The sequence below is a fragment of the Enterobacter asburiae genome, from assembly GCF_007035645.1.
GTDB lineage: Bacteria > Pseudomonadota > Gammaproteobacteria > Enterobacterales > Enterobacteriaceae > Enterobacter > Enterobacter asburiae_B.
The window spans coordinates 1,907,341-1,931,894 of sequence record NZ_AP019632.1; the positions used below are offsets into that span (position 1 = coordinate 1,907,341).

15 protein-coding genes are annotated in these 24,554 nt (G+C 60.5%); 12 read left to right on the forward strand and 3 right to left on the reverse strand.

Annotated elements, in window-relative coordinates; genetic code table 11:
* The first annotated feature begins 63 nt into the window (after positions 1–63).
* The 7 genes from nasR to FOY96_RS09095 all read left to right on the forward strand — a co-directional run bounded on the left by nasR (position 64) and on the right by FOY96_RS09095 (position 12,385).
* Entirely contained in the window at positions 64–1,248 is a 1,185-nt protein-coding gene (gene nasR / locus FOY96_RS09060; RefSeq protein ID WP_143346866.1) for a nitrate regulatory protein NasR, read from the forward strand.
* 228 nt (positions 1,249–1,476) lie between these two features.
* On the forward strand, positions 1,477–2,724 hold the full coding sequence (locus tag FOY96_RS09070; protein WP_143346867.1) for a CmpA/NrtA family ABC transporter substrate-binding protein: 1,248 nt from the start codon (positions 1,477–1,479) through the stop codon (positions 2,722–2,724).
* 2 nt (positions 2,725–2,726) lie between these two features.
* Entirely contained in the window at positions 2,727–3,605 is an 879-nt protein-coding gene (ntrB, locus tag FOY96_RS09075) for a nitrate ABC transporter permease (protein ID WP_047061038.1), read from the forward strand.
* A 9-nt stretch (positions 3,606–3,614) separates the two neighbouring features.
* The gene (locus tag FOY96_RS09080) at positions 3,615–4,403 is read left to right on the forward strand and encodes an ABC transporter ATP-binding protein (RefSeq protein ID WP_143346868.1); all 789 of its coding nucleotides are present in this window, start codon (positions 3,615–3,617) and stop codon (positions 4,401–4,403) included.
* A gap of 13 nt (positions 4,404–4,416) precedes the next feature.
* Positions 4,417–8,403: a nitrite reductase large subunit NirB gene (gene nirB / locus FOY96_RS09085; protein WP_143346869.1), complete on the forward strand. Its 3,987-nt coding sequence runs from the start codon at positions 4,417–4,419 to the stop codon at positions 8,401–8,403.
* Positions 8,400–10,925, forward strand: coding sequence for a nitrate reductase (locus tag FOY96_RS09090; protein WP_143346870.1), 2,526 nt, complete (start codon positions 8,400–8,402; stop codon positions 10,923–10,925). Before nirB ends, FOY96_RS09090 begins: the two co-directional genes overlap by 4 nt.
* Positions 10,926–10,972: 47 nt before the next feature.
* Positions 10,973–12,385: a YchO/YchP family invasin gene (locus FOY96_RS09095; protein WP_143346871.1), complete on the forward strand. Its 1,413-nt coding sequence runs from the start codon at positions 10,973–10,975 to the stop codon at positions 12,383–12,385.
* 3 nt (positions 12,386–12,388) lie between these two features.
* Here FOY96_RS09095 and narL read toward each other — a convergent pair whose 3' ends face one another.
* Positions 12,389–13,039, reverse strand: coding sequence for a two-component system response regulator NarL (gene narL, locus FOY96_RS09100; RefSeq protein WP_008499531.1), 651 nt, complete (start codon positions 13,037–13,039; stop codon positions 12,389–12,391).
* On the reverse strand, positions 13,032–14,828 hold the full coding sequence (gene narX, locus FOY96_RS09105) for a nitrate/nitrite two-component system sensor histidine kinase NarX (protein ID WP_143346872.1): 1,797 nt from the start codon (positions 14,826–14,828) through the stop codon (positions 13,032–13,034). The genes narL and narX overlap by 8 nt, the downstream gene beginning before the upstream one ends.
* Positions 14,829–15,137: 309 nt before the next feature.
* Between narX and FOY96_RS09110 the strand changes: the two genes are divergently transcribed.
* The 5 genes from FOY96_RS09110 to narI all read left to right on the forward strand — a co-directional run bounded on the left by FOY96_RS09110 (position 15,138) and on the right by narI (position 23,576).
* Positions 15,138–16,535 carry a NarK family nitrate/nitrite MFS transporter gene (locus FOY96_RS09110; protein WP_033145765.1) on the forward strand — a complete coding sequence of 466 codons (1,398 nt, stop codon included), beginning with the start codon at positions 15,138–15,140 and terminating at the stop codon, positions 16,533–16,535.
* Positions 16,536–16,916: 381 nt separating this feature from the next.
* Positions 16,917–20,660 carry a nitrate reductase subunit alpha gene (locus FOY96_RS09115; RefSeq protein WP_143346873.1) on the forward strand — a complete coding sequence of 1,248 codons (3,744 nt, stop codon included), beginning with the start codon at positions 16,917–16,919 and terminating at the stop codon, positions 20,658–20,660.
* Positions 20,657–22,192, forward strand: coding sequence for a nitrate reductase subunit beta (gene narH / locus FOY96_RS09120; RefSeq protein WP_023312109.1), 1,536 nt, complete (start codon positions 20,657–20,659; stop codon positions 22,190–22,192). Before FOY96_RS09115 ends, narH begins: the two co-directional genes overlap by 4 nt.
* Positions 22,189–22,899 (forward strand): nitrate reductase molybdenum cofactor assembly chaperone, encoded by a 711-nt coding sequence (narJ, locus tag FOY96_RS09125; protein WP_033145763.1) that lies wholly within the window; start codon positions 22,189–22,191, stop codon positions 22,897–22,899. Before narH ends, narJ begins: the two co-directional genes overlap by 4 nt.
* Entirely contained in the window at positions 22,899–23,576 is a 678-nt protein-coding gene (gene narI, locus FOY96_RS09130; RefSeq protein WP_023312107.1) for a respiratory nitrate reductase subunit gamma, read from the forward strand. The genes narJ and narI overlap by 1 nt, the downstream gene beginning before the upstream one ends.
* On the opposite strand, the gene FOY96_RS09135 is transcribed toward narI, so the two are convergent.
* Complete coding sequence (locus FOY96_RS09135; RefSeq protein WP_039263577.1) at positions 23,573–24,469, reverse strand: DMT family transporter; 897 nt, start codon at positions 24,467–24,469, stop codon at positions 23,573–23,575. The two genes, narI and FOY96_RS09135, sit on opposite strands and share 4 nt — an antisense overlap.
* Positions 24,470–24,554: the final 85 nt, after the last annotated feature.

The window sequence follows — 24,554 nt, forward strand, 5'->3', positions numbered from 1 at the left end:
TGTTCTTATAAAGGCACGAATATTGCTTAGCTTTCCCGAGTTTCGCTGTTCTGGAGAGTAAGCATGACATTAATGGCTGGCATTTCGCCAGGCGCTGCTGAATGGCTCGAGCGCGCAAGAATGATGCGCCGGGAGCAGCTCAGCAAGCTGGCACAGCTTGGCGTGCTTGTGCACGGCATTAGCCAACTGGTGCATATGTTACAGTGCGAGCGTGGGGCGTCCAACGTCTGGCTCTGCTCACAGGGTAAGCTCTACGCCCCTGAATGCAAAGCCAGCCGGGCGCTGGTGGATGAAAACCTTGCTGCACTTTATGACATTCTTGAAAAACAGTCGCCGATCCCGGGAAGTACCGTCTGTGAACGTATCGGCGGCGCGCTTCAGTGCCTTGACATGCTTCCCGCGCTGCGCGACGGTGTTATTCAGCAAACGGTAACGGCGCCGCAGGCGATGGAACACTACTCCCGCATGCTTCGCCATCTGCTCAGTATCGTGCCGCAGCTCAATGACAGCATTGACGATCCGCAAATCGCCGGGCGTTTTGTTGCCCTTTATAGCCTGATGCAGGGGAAAGAGCTGGCGGGACAGGAACGGGCCCTGGGGGCGATTGGCTTCACGCAGGGCTTTTTCGATGATGTGACTCGCCAGAGGCTGGTTGACCGCATCGACGGGCAGCAGGCCTGCTTTGAAATTTTTCTCTCACACAGCTCCGCTGACGTCCAGACCACCTTTTCTCTGCACTGCCAGCCCGATCGTGAAACGGAGCAACTCCGGCGCGTAGCCTGTACCCGCCAGCCTGCCGCGGATGATGGCCTTACCGCTCTGGCCTGGTTTGCTCTGCAAACCGCGCGCCTTGAGCATCTGCGCACGCTGGAGGAGACGCTCATCGCCGATCTGATGACGGCGGTGGACGAGCGTATTTACCGTAACGATGAGTACGTGCCTCCCGCCGATGAGCAGGACGACCCGCTGATACAGTATCCGGAAAAACCGTTGCTCACCCTGGTGCGCCAGCAGGCACGCGAGATAGAACAGCTCTCGCGCCAGCTTGCATCGCTGCGCGATACGCTTGAAGAGCGCAAAGTCATTGATAAAGCGAAAAGCGTGCTGATGACCCACCAGAATATGAGTGAGGAACAGGCCTGGACGGCGCTGCGCAAAATGGCGATGGACAAGAACCAAAGGATGGTGGATATCGCCCGCGCGCTGCTGATGGTGAAGAATTTATGGCAGGTAACACCAAAGGAGTAGCTGCACGGTCAGCGGGCATTTTGTGCCTGATTAAGGTGCGTGCAGGCGAGGGGAGTTCGGTTAGCGCCCCGGAAATTGCGGGTTAAAACCTGGCATTCACTTTGCATTATCGGATTAACCATTTTTGACGATGCGCCAACGGCGGCGCATGCGTCTTCGGGATAAAGGCGTCCACTGGTGCTTCGGCATCGTGGGCGCTTTTTTTTGGTTTTTTTTTCAGGAGTGGTCATGGCGGATTTGTCGAGACGGCGTTTTTTGCAGGCCAGCGTGCTGGCGAGTGGCGCAATGCTGTTACCGGGTATCATGCAGGCCGCATGGGCGGCAGGCTCGGATAAACCGGAGCAGGAAACGGTGCGCATCGGGTTTATCCCGCTGACCGACTGCGCCCCGGTGGTTATCGCGGCGCTGAAAGGCTTTGATAAAAAATACGGTATTACCATCGTGCCCACCAAAGAGGCGAGCTGGGCGGCGGTGCGCGACAAGCTGGTGGCGGGCGAACTCGATGCCGCGCACATTCTCTACGGCCTGCTGTACGGCCTGGAGCTGGGCATCGCCGGCAAGCCGCAGCAGATGGCGAACCTGATGACGCTCAATCAGAACGGCCAGGCAATTACGCTTTCCAGCGATCTGGGGGAGAAGGGCGTACGAGACCTTGACGGGCTGAAAAAGCTCATTGGGCAGCAGGCGCCCGGCACCTACACCTTCGCGCACACCTTCCCGACCGGGACGCACGCCATGTGGCTCTACTACTGGCTGGCCAGCGCGGGCATTAACCCCTTTGACGACGTGCGCACGGTGGTGGTGCCGCCGCCGCAGATGGTGATGAACATGCGCATTGGCAACATGGTCGGCTTTTGCGTCGGCGAGCCGTGGAACGCCCGGGCCATCAACGACCGCATCGGTTTTACCGCCGCCACGTCGCAGTCTATCTGGGCCGATCATCCGGAAAAAATCCTCGGTACGCGCCGCGACTGGGTGGAGAAAAACCCGCACACCGCGCGGGCGCTGGTGAGCGCGGTACTGGAGGCGGCGCGCTGGATCGAAGCCTCCCCGGAAAACAAACGCGAGACCGCGCAGATCCTCTCCCGCCGGGCGTGGCTCAACTGCAAAGAACAGTATCTCACCGGACGCATGCTCGGCGAGTACGACAACGGCCTGGGCCAGCGCTGGCAGGACGCGCACCCGATCCGCTTCTTCAACGAGGGGGCCGTCAGCTACCCGTATCTCTCCGACGGCATGTGGTTCTTAACCCAGTTCCGCCGCTGGGGCTTGCTCAAATCCGCGCCGGACTACGCGGGCATCGCGCAGCGCATTAACCAGACCGCGGTCTGGCAGGATGCCGCCACGGCGGTGGGGGGCATCAGCACACCGACTTCACCATTACGCAGCAGCACATTGATGGACGGCACCGTCTGGAACGGTACCGACCCGGAAGGATACGCCAGCCGTTTCGCCATTCACCGTAAAGGGGCCTGATTATGCAGCATCTGCAAAAGACGAATTCACACGAGACGCCGGAGAGTGGGGAGGTGATTGTCCTGCCTCCGGTGCAGGTTCGCCGCCGTACGCCGACGTTTGCGCGTCGGATTAATGCGATCCTCCAGCGCATCATCCCGGCGTTTCTCGGTCTGGGACTGCTGGTGGTGCTCTGGCAGCTGGCGGCGATTAACAGCAAAGGTTTCCCGACGCCGCTCAGCACGCTCGATTCCGCCATCACCCTGTTTGCCGATCCGTTTTATCGCGACGGGCCTAACGATATGGGCATCGGCTGGAACGTGCTCGCCTCATTACAGCGCGTGGCGGTGGGCTTTGGCCTGGCCGCGCTCACCGGGATCCCGCTCGGCTTCCTGATTGGTCGCTTCACCTTTTTCTCTCGCATGTTCGGCCCGCTGATCGCGCTGTTACGCCCGGTTAGCCCGCTGGCCTGGCTGCCCATCGGCCTGCTGCTGTTCCAGAAAGCGGAGCCCGCGTCGAGCTGGACCATTTTCATCTGCTCCATCTGGCCGATGGTGATCAACACCGCCGAAGGCGTACGCCGCATTCCGCAGGACTACCTCAACGTGGCCCGGGTGCTGCAGCTTTCCGAGTGGACCATCATGCGCCGCATTCTCTTCCCGGCGGTGCTGCCCGCGGTGCTGACCGGGGTGCGTCTCTCCATCGGCATCGCCTGGCTGGTGATCGTCGCCGCCGAGATGCTCACCGGAGGTTTAGGGATCGGCTTCTGGATCTGGAACGAGTGGAACAACCTCAACGTCGAAAACATTCTCATCGCCATCGTCATCATTGGCGTGGTCGGGCTGCTGCTGGAGCAGGGGCTGATGCTGATCGCCCGTCGCTTTAGCTGGCAGGAAAAATAAGGAGCGAACATGAAACCATTAATTCAGGTCCAGGCCGTGAGCCAGCGTTTTTCCACAGCCAGCGGCGAGTTTCTGGCGCTGCAAAACGTCTCTTTTGATATCCACGAGGGCGAAACCGTCAGCCTGATCGGGCACTCCGGCTGCGGCAAATCGACGCTGCTGAACCTCATCGCCGGTATTACCCTGCCGACGGAAGGCGGGCTGATCTGCGACAACCGTGAAATCGCCGGGCCGGGTCCGGAACGTGCGGTGGTCTTCCAGAACCATTCGCTGCTGCCGTGGCTCACCTGCTTCGACAACGTGGCCCTGGCGGTCGATCACGTGTTTCGCCACAGCATGAGCAAGGCGGAGCGCAGGGAGTGGATTGAGCATAACCTCGACCGCGTGCAGATGGGGCACGCCCTGCACAAGCGCCCGGGGGAGATCTCCGGCGGCATGAAGCAGCGCGTCGGTATTGCCCGCGCGCTAGCGATGAAGCCGAAAGTCCTTCTGATGGATGAACCCTTTGGCGCGCTCGACGCCCTGACGCGCGCGCATCTGCAGGACTCGGTGATGCAGATCCAGCAGGCGCTGAACACCACCATCGTGCTCATTACCCACGACGTGGACGAGGCGGTGCTGCTCTCCGATCGCGTGCTGATGATGACCAACGGCCCGGCGGCCACCGTCGGGGAGATCCTGCGCGTTGACCTGCCGTGCCCGCGCAACCGGGTGCAGCTGGCCGACGACAGCCGCTATCACCACATGCGCCAGCAGATCCTCCATTTCCTCTATGAAAAGCAGCCGAAAGCGGCGTAACGAGGGGGCTTTGATGCGACTGGTCATTATCGGAAATGGCATGGCGGCCACGCGGCTGATTGCCGCGCTCACCGGGCGTGCTGCCGGTCGTTTCGCTATCACCGTAATCGGTGACGAGCCGGAGCATGCCTATAACCGCATCCAGCTTTCGCCGGTGCTGGGCGGTGAAAAGCAGGCTGCAGACATCTGTTTGCAGGATGACGACTGGTACCAGTCGCGTGGCGTGACGGTGCTGCGGGGTGAAAAGGCGATCGCCGTGAGCGTGGACGCGCGGGAAGTGCAAACCACCGCCCGCACGCTGGGCTGGGATGCGCTGGTGTTTGCCACCGGATCAACACCCTTTATTCCGCCAATCCCCGGCTGCGATGCGCCGCATGTGTTCACGTTCCGCACCCTGGAGGATACCCGGGCCATTCAGGCGATCGCCGGTCCGGCGGTGGTGCTGGGCGGCGGCGTGCTCGGGGTTGAGACGGCGGCGGCGCTGGCGCGATCAGGTGACAACGTCACGCTGGTTCATCGCGGTCCGTGGCTGATGGAGCAGCAGCTGGATCGGCAGGCGGGAATGCTGCTGGAAGAGGCGCTGGCGGCGCGGGGCGTGCGATGTGAGCTAGCCTCGGGCATCGCAGCGGTGAGCGGAAATAGCGTGGCGCTGCTCAACGGACGCCGCGTCGTCGCCGCGCGAGTGGTGCTGGCGACCGGCGTGCAGCCCAGCGTCGCGCTGGCGCAGGCCAGCGGCATTCGCTGCGCGCGCGGCATCGTGGTGGATCACCAGATGCAAACCTCCGAACCGAACGTCTACGCCATCGGCGAGTGCTGCGAAATTGACGGGCAGACGTTTGGCCTGATCGCCCCCTGCCTGGCGCAGGCGGAGATCCTCGCTGCGCGGCTGGCCGGGGACGCCACCGCGCCGTTTACCCTGACCGACAGCGGGATGCGTCTCAAGGTCACCGGCGTGGAGCTGTTCAGCCTCGGCCGTGCGGCGGAGCAGGAGGGCGACGTGGTCTGGAACGCATGGGATCCGCTGACCCGTCACTATCGTCGTTTATTGATCCATCAGGGGGCGCTGGCTGGCGCGCTGCTGATGGGCGACTGCCGCAGCGCGGCAACGTTTACCGATTTACTGGCAACGGCTGCGCCCGCCCACGCGGACTGGCTGTTCGATCGTTTCACTACGCAACCGCAGGTTGCAGGACAGAATGCTATGACAAAACCTACTCTGGTGGTGGTTGGGCACGGTATGGTCGGCCATCATTTCCTCGAAGACTGCGTTAAGCGCAATCTGCATCAGCAGTATCAGATCGTTGTCTTTGGCGAGGAGCGCTATGCCGCCTACGACCGCGTGCATTTGTCGGAATATTTTGGCGGCCGCAGCGCGGCGTCGCTCTCTCTGGTGGAAGGGGATTTCTTTGCCGACAGCGGCATTGAGCTGCGCCTGTCGCAGCAGATCGTCGCTATCGATCGCGACGCGCGCGTGGTACGCACCGCCAGCGGGCATGAGACCCACTGGGACAAGCTGGTGCTGGCGACCGGCTCATACCCGTTCGTTCCGCCCGTGCCGGGCAACGATTTGCCGGGCTGTTTTGTCTACCGCACCCTTGACGACCTGGACAACATTGCTGCACATGCGGCGGGCTCGCGCCGCGGCGTGGTGATTGGCGGCGGCCTGCTCGGACTGGAGGCGGCGAATGCCCTGAAGCAGCTCGGGCTGGAAACCCACGTGGTGGAGTTTGCGCCCAACCTGATGGCGGTCCAGCTCGACAGCGACGGCGCGGCGATGCTGCGCAAAAAAATTGAGGCGCTGGGCGTCGGCGTTCACACCAGTAAAGCCACGACGGAGATCGCCAACGCGGACGGCGGGCTGGTGCTGCGCTTTGCCAATGGCGAACAGCTTGAAACGGACATGGTGGTCTTTTCGGCGGGCATTCGTCCCCAGGACGCGCTGGCGCGCAGCAGCGGGCTGGCTATCGGCGAACGCGGCGGGATCTGCATTGACGACGGGTGCCAGACCTCCGATCCGGACGTGCTGGCCATCGGCGAATGCGCCTTGTGGGAGGGGAAAGTCTTTGGTCTGGTCGCGCCCGGCTATCAGATGGCGCGGGTGGCCGCCGCCGCGCTGGCGGGTGAGGATAAAACCTTCACCGGCGCGGATATGAGCACTAAGCTCAAGCTGCTCGGCGTGGACGTGGCCTCGTTCGGCGACGCCCACGGGCGCACCCCGGGGGCACTGAGCTACCAGTGGACGCACGGTCCGCAGCAAATTTACAAGAAAATCGTGGTCAGCCATGACGGCAAAACGCTGCTCGGCGGCGTGCTGGTGGGCGATGCCAGCGAGTACGCCACGCTGGTGCAGATGATGCTTAACGGCATCAGCCTGCCGAAAGAGCCGGAAACGCTGATATTACCCGCGTCGTCAGGCAGCGCGCCAAAAGCGCTGGGCGTGGCGGCGCTGCCGGAAAGCGCGCAGATCTGTTCGTGTCATAACGTCAGCAAGGGCGACATCTGTCAGGCGGTGAGCGCGGGCGCGGCGGATATCGGCGCCGTTAAGCAGTGCACCAAAGCGGCGACCGGCTGCGGGGGATGTAGCGCGCTGGTGAAGCAGGTGATGGAGTTCCAGCTGGCGGAGCAGGGCGTGGAGGTGAAAAAGGACATCTGCGAGCACTTCCCGTACTCGCGCCAGGAGATTTACCACCTCGTGCGCGTCAACCATATCCGCACCTTTGACCAGCTTATCAGCCGCTACGGACAGGGGCACGGATGCGAGATCTGCAAGCCGCTGGTGGGGTCGGTGCTCGCCTCCTGCTGGAACGAGTATCTGCTGAAACCGGCGCACCTGCCGCTGCAGGATACCAACGACCGCTATTTTGCCAACATCCAGAAGGACGGCACATACTCCATCGTGCCGCGCATGCCCGCAGGGGAAGTGACCGCCGACGGGCTGATCGCCATCGGCCAGATTGCGAAGCGCTACAGCCTGTACAGCAAAATCACCGGCGGGCAGCGCATCGATCTTTTCGGCGCCACCCTCGAACAGCTGCCGGAGATCTGGCAGGCGCTGGTGGAGGCTGGTTTTGAAACCGGACACGCCTACGGGAAATCCCTGCGCACGGTGAAATCCTGCGTCGGCTCGACCTGGTGTCGCTACGGCGTGCAGGACTCCACCAGTCTCGCGGTCCGGTTGGAGCACCGGTACAAGGGCCTGCGCGCGCCGCACAAAATCAAAATGGCGGTCTCCGGCTGCACCCGCGAGTGCGCGGAGGCGCAGAGCAAAGACGTGGGGGTGATTGCCACCGATAAGGGCTGGAACCTCTATCTGTGCGGCAACGGCGGGATGAAGCCGCGCCACGCGGATCTCTTCGCCAGCGATCTGGACGACGAAACGTTAATCCGCACCGTCGACCGTTTCCTGATGTTTTACATCCGCACGGCGGATCGCCTGCAGCGCACCAGCACCTGGATGGACAACCTGAAAGGCGGCCTCGACTATCTGCGCGAGGTGATCCTCAACGACAGCCTCGGCATCGCCCACGAGCTGGAGCAGGAGATGGCCCGGGTGGTGGAAGCCTACCAGTGCGAATGGCAAACCACGCTTAACGATCCCAACCGCCTGGCGCTGTTCCGCACCGCGGTGAACGACACCGCGGCGGATGGAAGCAAGCGCTGGCAGGAAATATGCGGCATCGACGATATCCCCGAGCAGGCGGGCATCGGCGCGCGGCTTGGACGTAAGCCGATTGCGCTGTTCCGCTTTGGCAAAACCGTTTACGCCCTCGACGATAGGGAGCCGGGCGGTGAGGCGAACGTGCTTTCCCGCGGCATTCTTGGCGATGCGGCGGGTGAGCCGGTGGTAATTTCCCCGCTCTACAAGCAGCGCATTCGCCTGCGCGACGGCTGTCAGGTTGAGAACGGCGAACCCGCGGTGCGCGCCTGGCCGGTGAAGATTGAAAACGGCAAGGTGTGGGTTGGCAGCGACGCTCTGGTAATGCGTGCGGAGGCCTCATGACGGAAACCCGGACAACGTGCCCCTACTGCGGGGTGGGCTGCGGCGTGGTCGCCCGCGTGGAAGGTGAAGCGGTCAGCGTTCGGGGAGATGAAACCCATCCTGCGAACCTGGGCCGCCTGTGCGTGAAAGGATCGGCCCTGGGAGAAACGACGGGCTTACAGGGGCGGCTTTTGCGCCCGGTCGTTGACGGTGTTGAGGTGGACTGGGCGCAGGCGCTGAACGCGGCAGGGGATCGTCTGCGGGAGATTATCGATAAATGGGGGCCGCAGGCGGTGGCGTTTTACGCCTCCGGCCAGCTGTTGACCGAGGATTACTATGCCGCCAACAAGCTGATGAAAGGGTTTATCGGCGCGGCAAACATCGATACCAACTCCCGCCTTTGCATGTCCTCGGCGGTGGTAGGCTACAAGCGCGCCTTCGGCGAAGACGTGGTGCCGTGCAGCTATGAGGATGTGGAAAACAGCGATCTGGTGGTGCTGGCTGGCTCGAACGCGGCCTGGACGCATCCGGTGCTCTATCAGCGGCTGGTGCAGGCGAAGCACGACAACCCGCAGATGAAGGTGGTGGTAATCGATCCCCGCAGAACCGCCACCTGTGATATCGCCGATCTGCATCTGGCGCTCGCCCCCGGAAGCGACGCCGGGCTGTTTGTCGGGTTACTCAATCTGATTCAGGGAACCGAGGCGTGGCCGATATCCCGCGTGGCGGCGTTTTGCGGCCTCTCGCCGCAGGATATTGGCACCTTTTACGACTGGTTTGTCACCGCGCCTCGCGCGATTACGCTCTACACCATGGGGATCAACCAGTCCGCCAGCGGCAGCGACAAGTGTAACGCCATCATTAACGTTCATCTTGCCAGCGGGAAGTTCAACCGTCCGGGCTGCGGCCCGTTTTCGCTGACCGGACAGCCAAACGCGATGGGCGGACGGGAAGTGGGCGGGCTGGCTAACCAGCTGGCGGCGCACATGAGCTTCGAGCCGGACGATCTCTCGCGGGTGGCGCGTTTCTGGGGAACGGAACGGCTGGCGCAGACGCCGGGCCTGATGGCGGTGGACCTGTTTGACGCCATTGCCTGCGGCGAGGTGAAGGCGGTGTGGATCATGGGCACCAACCCCGCCGTGTCGCTGCCGGACAGCCACGCGGTGTGTCAGGCGCTGGCGAGCTGCCCGCTGGTGATGGTTTCTGAGGTGATGAAGGATACCGACACCAGCCGGTTCGCCCATATCCGTTTTCCGGCGCTGGGCTGGGGGGAGAAGGACGGGACGGTGACAAACTCGGAACGCCGCATTTCGCGCCAGCGCGCGTTTCTGCCCGCGCCGGGCGAAGCGAAGCCGGACTGGTGGATCGTCGCGCAGATGGCGAAACGGCTGGGCTACGGCGAGGCCTTTGCGTGGCAACATCCGCACGAGATTTTTTGCGAACATGCGGCGCTGACGGCCTTTGAAAATGACGGCGCGCGGGCATTGAGTCTTCATCAACTGGCTGCGCTAACCCGCGAGGAGTGGGATCAGCTTGAGCCTTATCAGTGGCCGACGGGGAATTTTCCGCGCCGAAACATCGTTCCCGTTAACCCTCTGCCGCACGGCGCGACGGTCAGCGCCTTATACCCTCTGATTCTCAACTCGGGGCGCATCCGCGATCAGTGGCATACCATGACCCGAACGGGATACGTGGCGAGGCTGATGCAGCATATCGCCGAACCGTTTGTTGAGGTTGGCCCGGCAGACGCCGTTCGTTTTTCCCTGTGCGACGACCAGCTGGCGCGCATCAGCTCGCCGCGCGGCGTGATGGTGGCAAGAGTGCGAATCAGCGACGGGATACGGGAAGGCGAGGCGTTTGCCCCGATGCACTGGAACGCCGGGTTTGCCCGCCAGGGAAAGGTGAATGCGCTGGTGGAAGGGCGCTGCGATCCGGTTTCGGGCCAGCCGGAGAGTAAACAAACCGCCGTCAGGATCCTGCCCTGGCAGCCCGCCTGGCAGGGGGAACTCTATGCCCGGGAATGGCCGGAAATGCCCTCTTCGGCTTACTGGTGGCGTAAAGCCTCACGCCTGACGGTGGCGGGCGATCAACCGCTGCTGCCGTGGGTAATGGAATACGCCAGCGCTCGTGGCTGGCAGCTGCAGGTTGCGCAAACCGGTGAACGCAGCAGCGTGCTGGCCTGGCATGAAGGCCAGCTGATGCTGGGCTTCTGGGAGGGCACCGCGTTACCGGCGCTGGCGCATGCGGTGATTGAAGCCGCTTTTCAATCCCCACCCGTGCTTCTCGCAGAACGCCACGCCTTGTTGAACGGACAGAGCGTCGGGAAGGCGGCGGATCCGGGACGCATCATCTGCAGCTGTTTCAGCGTCGGGGAGAATGCGATACGGGAGGCGATCGTCGGCGGGTGTGATTCCGTCACCGCGCTGGGGGCGACGCTGCGCTGCGGTACGAACTGTGGCTCCTGCGTGCCGGAGCTGAAAGGGCTGTTTCAGGATAATCCTGAAATGTCCGCCAGAACTGCATTTCAAGGCTTATCGCGTTAACATAATAGGAGTTTATTCAGAAACACAGGTTCTTATTTACGACGTTGATGGCTGTATCGTCCCGCATTCGTTTGCTGTTATTACTCTCCCTTGTTACGGTCGGAGCCGTTCACGGTGCGCCGAATTCCTTTATCCAGCAGGCGCAAAATCCCTTTGATAATAACGGGGATAGTTTGCCCGACCTCGGCATGGCGGCGCCAACGGGCGAGGGGGAAAAACACCTGGCCGAAATGGCGAAAGCCTTCGGTGAAGCCAGCATGACCGACAACGGCCTGACAACGGGCGAGCAGGCGCGTCAGTTTGCGTTTGGCCAGGTGCGCGACGCGGTGAGCGGCGAAGTGAACCAGCAGATTGAGTCCTGGCTTTCGCCCTGGGGGAACGCCAGCGTGAACCTACTGGTGGATAACGATGGCAAATTTAACGGCAGCAGCGGGAGCTGGTTTATCCCCTGGAACGATAACAACCGTTACCTGAGCTGGAGCCAGCTTGGCCTGACCCAGCAGGCGGATGGCCTGGTCAGTAACGCCGGAATAGGCCAGCGCTGGGTCGCCGGGAAATGGCTGCTGGGTTACAACACCTTTTACGATAACCTCCTGGATGAAAACCTGCAGCGTGCCGGGCTGGGCGCGGAAGCGTGGGGGGAAAATCTGCGCCTGTCAGCCAACTATTATCAGCCCTTTGCCGGCTGGCGCGAGCGCTCCGACGTCCAGGAGCAGCGCATGGCGCGCGGCTATGACGTCACCGCTAAAGCCTGGCTGCCGTGGTTCCATCATCTCAATACCAGCGTGAGCTTCGAGCAATACTTCGGCGATAACGTCGATCTCTTCAACAGCGGAACGGGCTATCACAATCCGGTGGCGGTGAATCTGGGGCTTAACTATACCCCCGTGCCGCTGGTCACCCTGACCGCCGCGCACAAGCAGGGCGAAAGTGGCGCGAGCCAGAATAACCTCGGGCTGAAGCTCAACTATCGCTTTGGCGTGCCGCTGGTGAAGCAGCTTTCCGCCGGTGAAGTCGCCGCCACGCGCTCCCTGCGCGGAAGCCGCTACGACTCGCCGGAGCGCAATAGCCTGCCGGTGATGGAGTTCCGCCAGCGTAAAACGCTGTCCGTCTGGCTGGCGACGCCGCCGTGGGATCTGAAAGGGGGCGAGACCGTTATGCTGAAGCTTCAGGTTCGCAGCGCGCACGGCATTCGTGAGATCCACTGGCAGGGGGATACGCAGGCGCTGAGCCTGACGTCGCCGGCCAAAAGCAAAAGCAACAGCAGCGACGGCTGGAGTGTGATTATGCCTGCCTGGGATGACAGTGAAGGGGCGACAAACCGCTGGCACCTGTCGGCAGTGGTGGAAGATGAGAAAGGCCAGCGCGTCTCGTCCAATGAGATCGTGCTGACCGTCGTGCAGCCGCTGGTCGCATTACCGGACAACGACCCGCGCTGGAAGCTTCTGCCGGAGGAGTAATCCTTAAAAAATGCGTTCCTGATGCACCCACACCGCGGCTTCAACGCGGGATTTGAGCTTCATTTTCTTCAGCATATGCTTCACGTGCACTTTGACCGTGCTTTCGGTGATGTCCAGGCGGCGGGCGATCATTTTGTTCGGCAGCCCCTGGGCAATGAGTTTGAGAATATCGCGCTCGCGCGGGGTTAACTGGCTGACGTCGCGGTCAGAGGTGGCGCGATTGGCGCGCAGGCTGGCGGCCAGCACCGGCGTTAAGGCTTCGCTGAGAACCATCTCGCCCGCCGCGGCCTGCTGCAGCGCCTTAAGCAAGTCTTCCGGCTCCATATCCTTGAGCAGATAACCATCCGCCCCGCGCTTCAGCGCCGTGACCACATCCTCTTCATGGTTCGACACGCTAAAGACGACGATGCGTCCGGAAAGCGATTTTTCCCGCAGCTTGTCGAGGGTTTCCAGACCGTTCATGCCGGGCATATTCAGATCGAGCAGGATCAGATCGGGATCGAGGGATTCGGCAAGCTCAATGCCCTGTTCACCGTTGCTGGCTTCGCCAACCACGGTGATATCGGGCGCCATGCTGACCAGCTGTTTCACGCCAGTACGCAGCATCGGATGGTCGTCGATCAGCAGGATGGATGCCGGTTCCTGATTAGTCATGGGTTTCTCCTTGAGCAGTTGTAAGCGGTTTCTCGGGAATAAAGGTGACGACAACTTCCGTGCCACCCGTCTCTCTCCGGCGAACCTGGCAATCACCGCGCAGGCTTTGGGCGCGGTCTCGCATAATAATTAAACCATAGTGGTTAGTGCGTTCGGCATTTTCCGGCACGCCGCGGCCGTTGTCGTGAACCGTGAGCTTCACCTGATTGCTGTGCTGGCTGACGGTGACCGTTACCGCCGTCGCGCCGGAATGCTTGAGCACGTTGCTCAGCGCTTCACGGGCGATCTGCAGTACATGTATGGCCTGGTGGGAGGGGACAAACCGCGGCGGCAGCTGGTAGTCCAGCTTCACCGGGAACCCCAGTCGGGCGCTAAATTCGTGACAGCTGGACTCCAGCGCCGGACGCAGGCCCGGCTCGGTCAGCTGCAGACGGAAGGTGGTCAGCAGCTCGCGAAGCTGTATCCAGGAGGTGTTCAGCTCGTTGCGGATCTGGCTGAGCAGCTGCTTGTTGCTTTCGGGCATCTCCGCATCCTGCATCTGCAGGCAGCTCACCTGCATTTTCATACAGGAGAGCGACTGGGCGATCGAGTCGTGAAGCTCGCGGGCGATGGTCGCGCGCTCTTCCATGACGATCAGCTGCTGCTGCTTTTCCTGATGTCTGTCGAGCGCCAGCGTGGCCGTTAGCTGTTCGACCAGCGTATCGACCAGCTGCTGCTGGTCGTGGCTCAGGTGACGCCCGGCTGGCAGCGTTGCCAGCAGAATACCGTACTGGGTGTGGCTGTCGGTCAGGCGCCACTTCAGGGTGGTGCCGCCGGACGTCAGCGGCGGCAGGCCGCGAGGGCAAAGATGGCAGCCTTTGTCATCGCAGGACATATCCGACTGACAGGTAAATTCCTGATGGTTATCTTCGTCTTCCACGTCGTAGACGCGCAGCTCAAGGTCGTGAAGGAGGGTTAGATTTTGCAGGCCGTTCAGCACCGGAGAGAGGCGTTCGCATAGCGGCACCTGCATGTGCAGACGACGGTTGGCCTGCCACAGGAAGGAGAGGATCTCGTTTTTCTGCTCCAGTCCGGCCGTTTTTTCCTGAACGCGCTGTTCCAGCACCGCGTAGCTCTCGGAGAGCTCTGCAGACATGGTGTTGAGCGCCTGACCGAGCATGGCCATCTCGTTGCGCCCGCTGATGTGCGTGCGCTGGGTAAAATCGCGTGCGGTGACCGCGCGGGCCATTGCCAGCAGCTGTTTCCACGGGTTTAGCAGCCGCGCACGGAGCCAGACGATAGTGAAGATCAGCAGCAGCCCCATAAACAGCGCCATGGCGCGGTGCACCATCACCACCCGGTCGATGCGTAATTCGGTGGTTTGGTCGAAAGAGGAGACCAGCGCATCAATGCGTGAGACGAACCCCGCCACGTCCTGCGCAACGGTTTCCGTGCTGCGCGCCTGTTTCAGCCCGGGCTCCAGCTGGGTGTGCCAGTAGCCCTGAAGGGCTTTAAGCTGATATTGCTGACCGGCGCGGATGGCGGCGTTTTCCAGTTCGGGGCTGAAGACCGTGCGCTCCATTTCATCAATCAGAGGCCGATCGTCCTGCGTCAGGGGAACCGACGCCAGCAGGCGATAACTCTGCATGCGTAGCGAGCCTGCCTCGTTGATGGCATGCGCATTACCCTGTACGCCCTGTACCAGCCAGCCGGAGATCGCCATGCCGGTCACGCCGATGGCGGTGGACAGCAAAACAATCAGAGCGAGCTGATTCACGAGCGTCAGCGGAGATAAACATCTTTTTAACATAGAGGTGGCGTGCTCCTGACGTGGCCTGCTTGCAGGAATGGCGCTATTCTGGTGCATACCCTGGAGTATACCCATACCAATAAAGGATTACCCCTAAATTGCCAACGGAGTAGGGGGAAGGAGGTGGGGGTAGTCTGGAACCGTCAGTGCCGTGAAAAACCACGTCTTTTTTACCGAATTAGCCTACTCACTAAGGGTGAGGCCTTATTTTACGCCGCAAATTCTCCCACTTTTCCTTTGATTTATATCAACTTACCGCCGCCCTAAAGCCCTAATGTTTGCAGCATCATTCGAGAATCAGAGGTGTCTATGAGTCACTCATCCGCTCCCGAAAGGGAAAATGGTGCCGTTATTACAGACTGGCGTCCAGAGGATCCGGCGTTCTGGCAACAGCGCGGCCATCGTGTAGCCAGCCGGAATCTGTGGATTTCCGTGCCGTGTTTGTTATTAGCGTTTTGCGTATGGATGTTGTTTAGCGCGGTGGCGGTAAATCTGCCGAAAGTGGGTTTTACGTTTACGACCGATCAGCTGTTCATGCTGACCGCGCTGCCGTCGCTGTCAGGCGCGCTGCTGCGTGTGCCTTACGCGTTTATGGTGCCGGTGTTTGGCGGTCGTCGCTGGACGGCGTTCAGTACGGGCATCATGATCGTCCCCTGCGTCTGGCTCGGCTTCGCGGTGCAGGATACCTCTACGCCGTTCAGCGTGTTCGTGATTATTTCCCTGCTGTGCGGTTTTGCGGGTGCGAACTTCGCCTCCAGCATGGCGAACATCAGCTTCTTCTTCCCGAAAGCGAAGCAGGGCGGTGCGCTGGGCATTAACGGCGGCCTGGGGAATATGGGCGTCAGCGTGATGCAGCTGATTGCCCCGCTGGCGATCTCTGTTTCTATTTTCGCGGCCTTTGGCGGCGGTGGCGTTGAGCAGGCGGATGGTTCTTCCCTCTATCTGCAGAACGCCGCCTGGATCTGGGTACCTTTCCTGGTGGTCTTCACCCTCGCAGCCTGGTTCTTTATGAATGACCTGTCCGCGTCGAAGGCGTCGCTGAGCGAACAGCTGCCGGTGCTGAAGCGTGGACACCTCTGGGTGATGGCGCTGCTGTATCTGGCCACCTTCGGTTCGTTTATCGGCTTCTCTGCGGGCTTCGCGATGCTGTCGAAAACGCAGTTCCCGGAGATTCAGATCCTGCACTTTGCCTTCTTCGGGCCGTTTATCGGTGCCCTGGCGCGTTCGCTGGGCGGCATGGTCTCTGACCGTCTCGGCGGTACCCGCGTGACGCTGGTGAACTTCGTCGTGATGGCGGTCTTCTGCGCGCTGCTGTTCCTGACGCTGCCCGTCGACGGGCAGGGCGGTAACTTCATCGCCTTCTTCGGCGTGTTTATGGTGCTGTTCCTGACGGCCGGGCTGGGGAGCGCGTCTACCTTCCAGATGATCTCCGTGATCTTCCGTAAGCTGACGATGGATCGGGTGAAGGCGCAGGGCGGTAGCGAAGAGCAGGCCATGCGCGAAGCGGCGACGGATACGGCCGCGGCGCTGGGCTTTATCTCTGCCATCGGCGCGATTGGCGGCTTCTTTATCCCGAAAGCGTTCGGTATCTCTCTGGACCTGACCGGCTCACCGGCCGGCGCCATGAAAGTCTTCCTCGTCTTCTATATCGCCTGCGTTGTGATTACGTGGCTGGTATATGGCCGAAATACCAAGAAAAATAAGTAAGTGTGATTATCCGTTTACGCGGCCTTCGGGCCGCGTTTTTTTTAGCCTGAATAATAGTTACAACATACTTACGGCTTTTACGGCAGACGCCTGCGGTGACACTGCGATCGCCATCGCTTTGCAGGTGGCTCTACCCCTTAATACCTGAGATGTTAAATTTTGACTGGCTTTTTGTACGATAAAATAAAAATAACTCTATATTTCATGATGATATGAAATTTTTGAAGATACCGCTTTGGTGGTATTTGGTGTAACCCCTCGCCTGAAAGTCCCTCCTCGTCTTGATCGTTATCAATTCTCCCCCTCTTTCAGGGCGTTACCTTCGCTGCAAATCAGCAATGTCGATTTAGAGAGCCACAGGCTCCACACAGGAGATACCCGATGAGCAAATTTTTGGACCGGTTTCGCTACTTCAAACAGAAGGGTGAAACTTTTGCCGATGGGCACGGCCAGGTTCTGGATACCAACCGGGACTGGGAAGACGGTTACCGCCAGCGCTGGCAGCATGACAAAGTCGTCCGTTCGACCCACGGCGTGAACTGTACCGGCTCATGCAGCTGGAAGATTTTCGTTAAAAACGGTCTGGTGACCTGGGAAATGCAGCAGACCGACTATCCGCGCACCCGCCCGGATATGCCAAACCACGAACCGCGCGGCTGCCCGCGCGGTGCCAGCTACTCCTGGTATCTCTACAGCGCTAACCGTCTGAAATACCCGCTGATGCGCAAGCGCCTGATGAAAATGTGGCGTGAGGCGAAAGTACAGCACAGCGATCCGGTGGATGCCTGGGCGTCCATCATCGAAGACGCTGACAAAGCAAAAAGCTTCAAGCAGGCTCGCGGTCGCGGCGGTTTCGTTCGCTCCTCGTGGAAAGAGGTAAACGAGCTGATTGCCGCCTCCAACGTCTACACCGTTAAAACCTACGGTCCTGACCGCGTGGCGGGCTTCTCGCCTATCCCGGCGATGTCGATGGTCTCTTACGCCTCCGGGGCGCGCTATCTGTCGCTGATCGGCGGTACCTGCCTGAGCTTCTACGACTGGTACTGCGACCTGCCGCCTGCGTCTCCGCAGACCTGGGGCGAGCAGACCGACGTGCCGGAATCCGCGGACTGGTATAACTCCAGCTACATCATCGCCTGGGGCTCAAACGTACCTCAGACCCGTACGCCGGACGCGCACTTCTTTACCGAAGTCCGTTACAAAGGCACCAAAACCGTGGCGGTGACCCCTGACTACGCGGAAATCGCCAAGCTTTGCGATCTGTGGCTGGCGCCGAAACAGGGTACCGACGCCGCGATGGCGATGGCGATGGGCCACGTCATGCTGCGTGAATTCCATCTTGATAAGCCAAGCCAGTACTTCACCGACTACGTTCGCCGCTACACCGACATGCCGATGCTGGTCATGCTGGAAGAGCGGGAGGGCTACTATGCCGCTGGCCGCACGCTGCGCGCCGCCGATCTGGTGGATTCGCTGGGCCAGGAAAACAACCCTGAGTGGAAAACCGTTGCGTATAACAGCAACGGCGAGCTGGTGGCGCCAAACGGCTCAATCGGCTTCCGCTGGGGCGAGAAGGGCAAGTGGAACCTTGAGCAACGCAACGGTACGACCGGTGAAGAGACGGAGCTGCGCCTAAGCATGCTGGGTAGCCAGGACGAGATCGCCGAGGTCGGGTTCCCGTACTTCGGTGGCGAAGGTTCAGAGCACTTCAACAAGGTTGAACTGAAAAACGTTCTGATGCACAAACTACCGGTTAAGCGCCTGCAGCTGGCCGACGGCTCTACCGCGCTGGTCACCACCGTTTATGACCTGACCATGGCGAACTACGGTCTGGAACGCGGTCTGGGCGATGAAAACTGCGCAACCGGCTATGACGACGTGAAGGCCTACACCCCGGCCTGGGCGGAACAGATTACCGGCGTGCCACGTGCGCACATTACCCGTATCGCACGTGAGTTCGCTGAAAACGCGGACAAAACGCACGGCCGTTCGATGATCATCGTCGGCGCGGGTCTGAACCACTGGTATCACCTCGATATGAACTATCGCGGTCTGATCAACATGCTGATCTTCTGCGGCTGCGTTGGTCAGAGCGGCGGCGGCTGGGCACACTACGTCGGCCAGGAAAAACTGCGTCCGCAGACCGGCTGGCAGCCGCTGGCGTTTGCCCTCGACTGGCAGCGTCCGGCACGCCATATGAACAGTACCTCCTACTTCTATAACCACTCCAGCCAGTGGCGCTACGAAACGGTCACCGCGCAGGAGCTGCTGTCGCCGATGGCGGATAAATCCCGCTACAGCGGCCACCTGATTGACTTCAACGTGCGCGCAGAGCGCATGGGCTGGCTGCCGTCGGCGCCGCAGCTGGGCACTAACCCGCTGCGCATTGCGGAAGCGGCGAAGCAGGCGGGCATGTCACCGGTGGATTACACCGTGAAATCCCTGAAGGATGGCTCAATCCGCTTCGCGGCTGAACAGCCGGAGAACGGTAAAAACCATCCGCGTAACCTGTTCATCTGGCGCTCCAACCTGCTGGGCTCGTCCGGTAAAGGCCACGAGTACATGCTGAAATACCTGCTCGGTACCGAAAACGGTATCCAGGGGAAAGATCTCGGCAAGCAGGGCGGCGTGAAGCCGGAAGAGGTGGAGTGGAAAGATAACGGCCTCGACGGCAAGTTGGATCTGGTGGTGACGCTCGACTTCCGTCTGTCCAGCACCTGCCTGTACTCCGACATCGTGCTGCCAACCGCGACCTGGTACGAAAAAGACGACATGAATACCTCGGATATGCATCCGTTTATTCATCCGCTGTCTGCGGCCGTTGACCCGGCGTGGGAATCGAAAAGCGACTGGGATATCTACAAAGACATCGCGAAGAAATTCTCCGAAGTCTGCGTAGGGCACCTCGGCAAAGAGACCGACGTGGTGACGCTGCCAATCCAGCACGACTCCGCCGCCGAACTGGCGCAGCCGCTGGACGTGAAGGACTGGAAAAAAGGCGAATGCGACCTGATCCCGGGCGTAACCGCGCCGCACATTATTCCGGTTGAACGCGACTATCCGGCAACCTACGAGCGCTTTACCTCTATCGGCCCGCTGATGGAGAAAATCGGTAACGGCGGGAAGGGGATCGCCTGGAACACCCAGAGCGAGATGGATCTGCTGCGCAAGCTCAACTACACCAAAGCGGACGGCCCGGCGAAAGGCCAGCCCATGCTGAACACGGCGATTGATGCAGCAGAGATGATCCTGACCCTGGCCCCGGAAACCAACGGCCACGTTGCCGTCAAAGCCTGGGCGGCGCTGAGCGAGTTCACCGGTCGCGACCATACGCACCTGGCGACGAATAAAGAGGAAGAGAAAATCCGCTTCCGCGATATTCAGGCGCAGCCGCGCAAGATTATCTCCAGCCCGACCTGGTCTGGCCTGGAGGATGAGCACGTGTCCTATAACGCGGGCTACACCAACGTTCACGAGCTGATCCCATGGCGCACCCTGTCCGGTCGTCAGTCGCTGTATCAGGATCACCAGTGGATGCGCGACTTCGGTGAAAGCCTGCTGGTCTACCGTCCGCCAATCGACACCCGCTCCGTGAAAGCGGTGATGGGCGCGAAATCGAACGGTAACCCTGAGAAGGCGCTGAACTTCCTGACGCCGCACCAGAAGTGGGGCATTCACTCCACCTACAGCGACAACCTGCTGATGCTGACCCTGTCTCGCGGCGGTCCGATTGTCTGGATGAGCGAAACGGACGCCAAAGATCTGGATATCGAAGATAACGACTGGATCGAAGTGTTCAACAGCAACGGTGCCCTGACGGCGCGTGCGGTGGTGAGCCAGCGCGTACCGGCCGGGATGACCATGATGTACCACGCGCAGGAACGTATCGTTAACCTGCCGGGGTCAGAAATTACCGAGCAGCGCGGCGGGATCCACAACTCTGTGACCCGTATTACGCCGAAGCCGACCCACATGATCGGTGGCTATGCGCAGCTGGCCTACGGCTTTAACTACTACGGCACCGTAGGATCGAACCGCGATGAGTTCGTGGTGGTACGTAAGATGAAGAATATTAACTGGTTAGACGGCGAAGGTAATGACCAGGTACAGGAGAGCGTAAAATGAAAATTCGTTCACAAGTCGGCATGGTGCTGAATCTGGATAAATGCATCGGCTGTCATACCTGCTCGGTCACCTGTAAAAACGTCTGGACCAGCCGTGAAGGTATGGAGTACGCCTGGTTCAACAACGTGGAAAGCAAGCCGGGCACCGGCTTCCCGACCGACTGGGAAAACCAGGAGAAATGGAAGGGCGGCTGGATCCGTAAAATCAACGGCAAGCTGCAGCCGCGCATGGGTAACCGCGCGATGCTGCTGGGTAAAATCTTCGCTAACCCGCACCTGCCGGGCATCGACGATTACTACGAGCCGTTTGACTACGACTACCAGAACCTGCACAACGCGCCGGAAAGCAAGCACCAGCCGATCGCTCGTCCGCGCTCGCTGATCACCGGTCAGCGCATGGACAAGATCACCAGCGGTCCAAACTGGGAGGAGATTCTGGGCGGCGAGTTCGAGAAACGCGCCAAAGACCAGAACTTCGAGAACATGCAGAAGGCGATGTACGGCCAGTTCGAAAATACCTTCATGATGTATCTGCCGCGCCTGTGCGAGCACTGCCTTAACCCGGCGTGCGTGGCGACCTGCCCAAGCGGCGCTATCTACAAGCGTGAAGAAGATGGCATCGTGCTGATCGACCAGGACAAGTGCCGCGGCTGGCGTATGTGCATCACCGGCTGCCCGTACAAAAAAATCTACTTCAACTGGAAGAGCGGTAAATCTGAGAAGTGCATCTTCTGCTACCCGCGTATCGAAGCCGGAATGCCGACCGTCTGCTCAGAAAGCTGCGTAGGCCGTATTCGCTACCTCGGCGTGCTGCTGTATGACGCGGACGCGATTGAAAATGCCGCCAGCACCGAGCACGAGAAAGATCTGTATCAGCGTCAGCTGGACGTGTTCCTCGATCCGAACGATCCGAAGGTGATTGAACAGGCGCTGAAGGACGGCGTGCCGCAGAGCGTGATTGACGCGGCGCAGCAGTCACCGGTGTACAAAATGGCGATGGACTGGAAGCTGGCCCTGCCGCTGCACCCGGAATACCGCACCCTGCCGATGGTCTGGTACGTGCCGCCGCTGTCGCCGATTCAGTCCGCGGCTGACGCGGGCGAACTGGGCAGCAACGGCATCCTGCCGGACGTGGAAAGCCTGCGTATTCCGGTTCAGTACCTGGCGAACCTGTTGACCGCCGGGGACACCCAGCCGGTACTGCTCGCGCTGAAGCGTATGCTGGCGATGCGTCACTTCAAACGTGCGGAAACCGTAGACGGTGTGACCGATACCCGCGCGCTGGAAGAGGTCGGTCTGACCGAAGCGCAGGCGCAGGAGATGTACCGCTATCTGGCGATTGCCAACTACGAAGACCGTTTCGTGGTGCCGAGCAGCCACCGCGAGCTGGCCCGTGAAGCCTTCCCGGAAAAAAATGGCTGTGGCTTTACCTTTGGCGACGGTTGCCACGGGTCAGACAGCAAATTCAACCTGTTCAACAGCCGCCGCATCGATGCCATGGATGTGACCAGCAAAACGGAGCCGCACCAATGATTGAACTCGTCATTGTTTCGCGTCTGCTCGAGTACCCGGATGCTGCGCTTGCGCAGCATCAGCAGGAACTCTTTGATGCACTCGCGTCATCTGAAAACCTGGATAAAGACGATGCCCAGACGCTGGGTGTTTTCCTCCGCGATCTGCTGGCGCGCGACCTTCTGGATGCCCAGTCGGACTACAGCCAGCTGTTTGACCGCGGGCGCGCTACGTCGCTGCTGCTGTTTGAACACGTTCACGGTGAGTCCCGTGACCGCGGGCAGGCGATGGTGGACCTGATGGCCCAGTACGAACAGCACGGCCTGCAGCTCGACAGCCGCGAGCTGCCGGATCATCTCCCGCTGTATCTGGAGTACCTGGCGCAGCTGCCGAAAGAGGAGGCGCTGGGCGGTCTGCAGGATATCGCGCCGATCCTGGCGCTGCTCGGCGCGCGTCTTCAGCAGCGCGAGAGCCGCTATGCTGTTCTGTTCGATCTGCTGGTGAAGCTGGCCAACGCCGCGGTCGACAGTGAAAAAGTGGCGGAGAAAATTGCGGATGAAGCCCGCGACGATACCCCACAGGCGCTGGATGCGGTCTGGGAAGAAGAGCAGGTGAAATTCTTTGCTGACCAGAACTGCGGCGAGTCTGAAATCTCCGCTCACCAGCGTCGCTTTGCCGGCGCGGTTGCCCCGCAATATTTGAATATCTCTAACGGAGGACGGCACTAATGCACTTCCTGAATATGTTCTTCTTTGACATTTACCCGTATATCGCGGGCACCGTGTTCCTGGTGGGAAGCTGGCTGCGTTACGACTACGGCCAGTACACCTGGCGTGCCGCCTCCAGCCAGATGCTGGATCGCAAAGGGATGCATGTGGGCTCTAACCTGTTCCACATCGGTATTCTGGGGATTTTTGCCGGTCACTTCCTCGGGATGCTGACGCCGCACTGGATGTATGAAGCGTGGCTGCCGATCGAGGTGAAGCAGAAGATGGCGATGATCGCCGGCGGTGCCTGCGGCGTGATGACTCTGGTGGGGGGCCTGCTGCTGCTGAAACGTCGTCTGTTCAGCCCGCGCGTGCGTGCGACCACGACCGCAGCGGATATTCTGATCCTCTCCCTGCTGATGGTGCAGTGCGCGCTGGGCCTGCTGACCATTCCGTTCTCGGCGCAGCATATGGACGGCAGCGAAATGATGAAGCTCGTCGGCTGGGCGCAGTCCGTGGTGACCTTCCACGGCGGAGCCTCCGCGCACCTGGACGGCGTGGCGTTTATCTTCCGCGTTCACCTGGTGCTGGGGATGACGCTGTTTGTGCTGTTCCCGTTCTCTCGTCTGGTGCATATCTGGAGCGCGCCGGTGGAGTACCTGACGCGCAAATACCAGATTGTGCGCGCCCGTCGCTAATTCGCCGTTTTGATACCAACCCCGCACTCGCGGGGTTTTTTTTCGCCCCAGCCCAGGTTATTGCCCGCGGCAGCAAACAGGATCAGCGCGCCGCCCGCCAGCTGCGTCAGGTTCAGCGAGTGTCCGAACACCAGATTATCGACAACGATCGCCACCACCGGATAGATAAACGACAGGGAGCCGGTAATGGGCGTAGGCAGCTTCTGGATCGCGCTGTAGAGCAGCTGGTACATAATGCCGGTATGGACGATGCCCAGCGTCAGCAGGATCGGCCAGGGAAAATCACCGGAAAATGACGGCATGCTGGCAAACGGCAAAAGCATCACGACGCCCGTCAGCACCTGGATAAAGGCAATATGCTGCGGCGCAACGGATCTGAGCTTGCGGGCAATAATGGCCGTGACCGCATAGAAGAAAGCCGCGGCCATCGCCAGGCCGATTCCGGCGAGCCATTCACCGCCGTGCGCGCCGGTCAGCTCGCTGGAGAGCAAGATCACCACGCCGCCGAAGGCGAGGAACAGCCAGCCCCATTTCACCAGGCTAACGCGCTCACCTAAAAACATCCCCATTAAGACCAGCATAAACGGCTGGGTGTTATAGACCACGGTAGAAAGACCAATCGAGATCCGTTCATAGGCCGCGAAGAGCAGCAGCCAGTTCACCACGAGCGCTACGCCGCCGAGAATGGCCAGCAGCAGCGTGGTGCGGGTGAGGGGACTGAAGGGCTTTTGACTTGCCCGGATAAAAATAAAAAGCGCTATTGCCCCGATAAGACAGCGCCAGAACACCACTTCCGTCACCGGCAGACCGCTGAGTAAAACAAACGCACCGATAGAGCCGGAAATTAACATCGCCAGGCTCATTTGCCAGACGCCTTTATGGAAATCACGCATCATCCACCTCCTGATTGTATGACGCTATTGTCGAAAATCGCTGTCGGGTTTTACAGGGATGAGATAAGGTGAAATGCAGTGATGA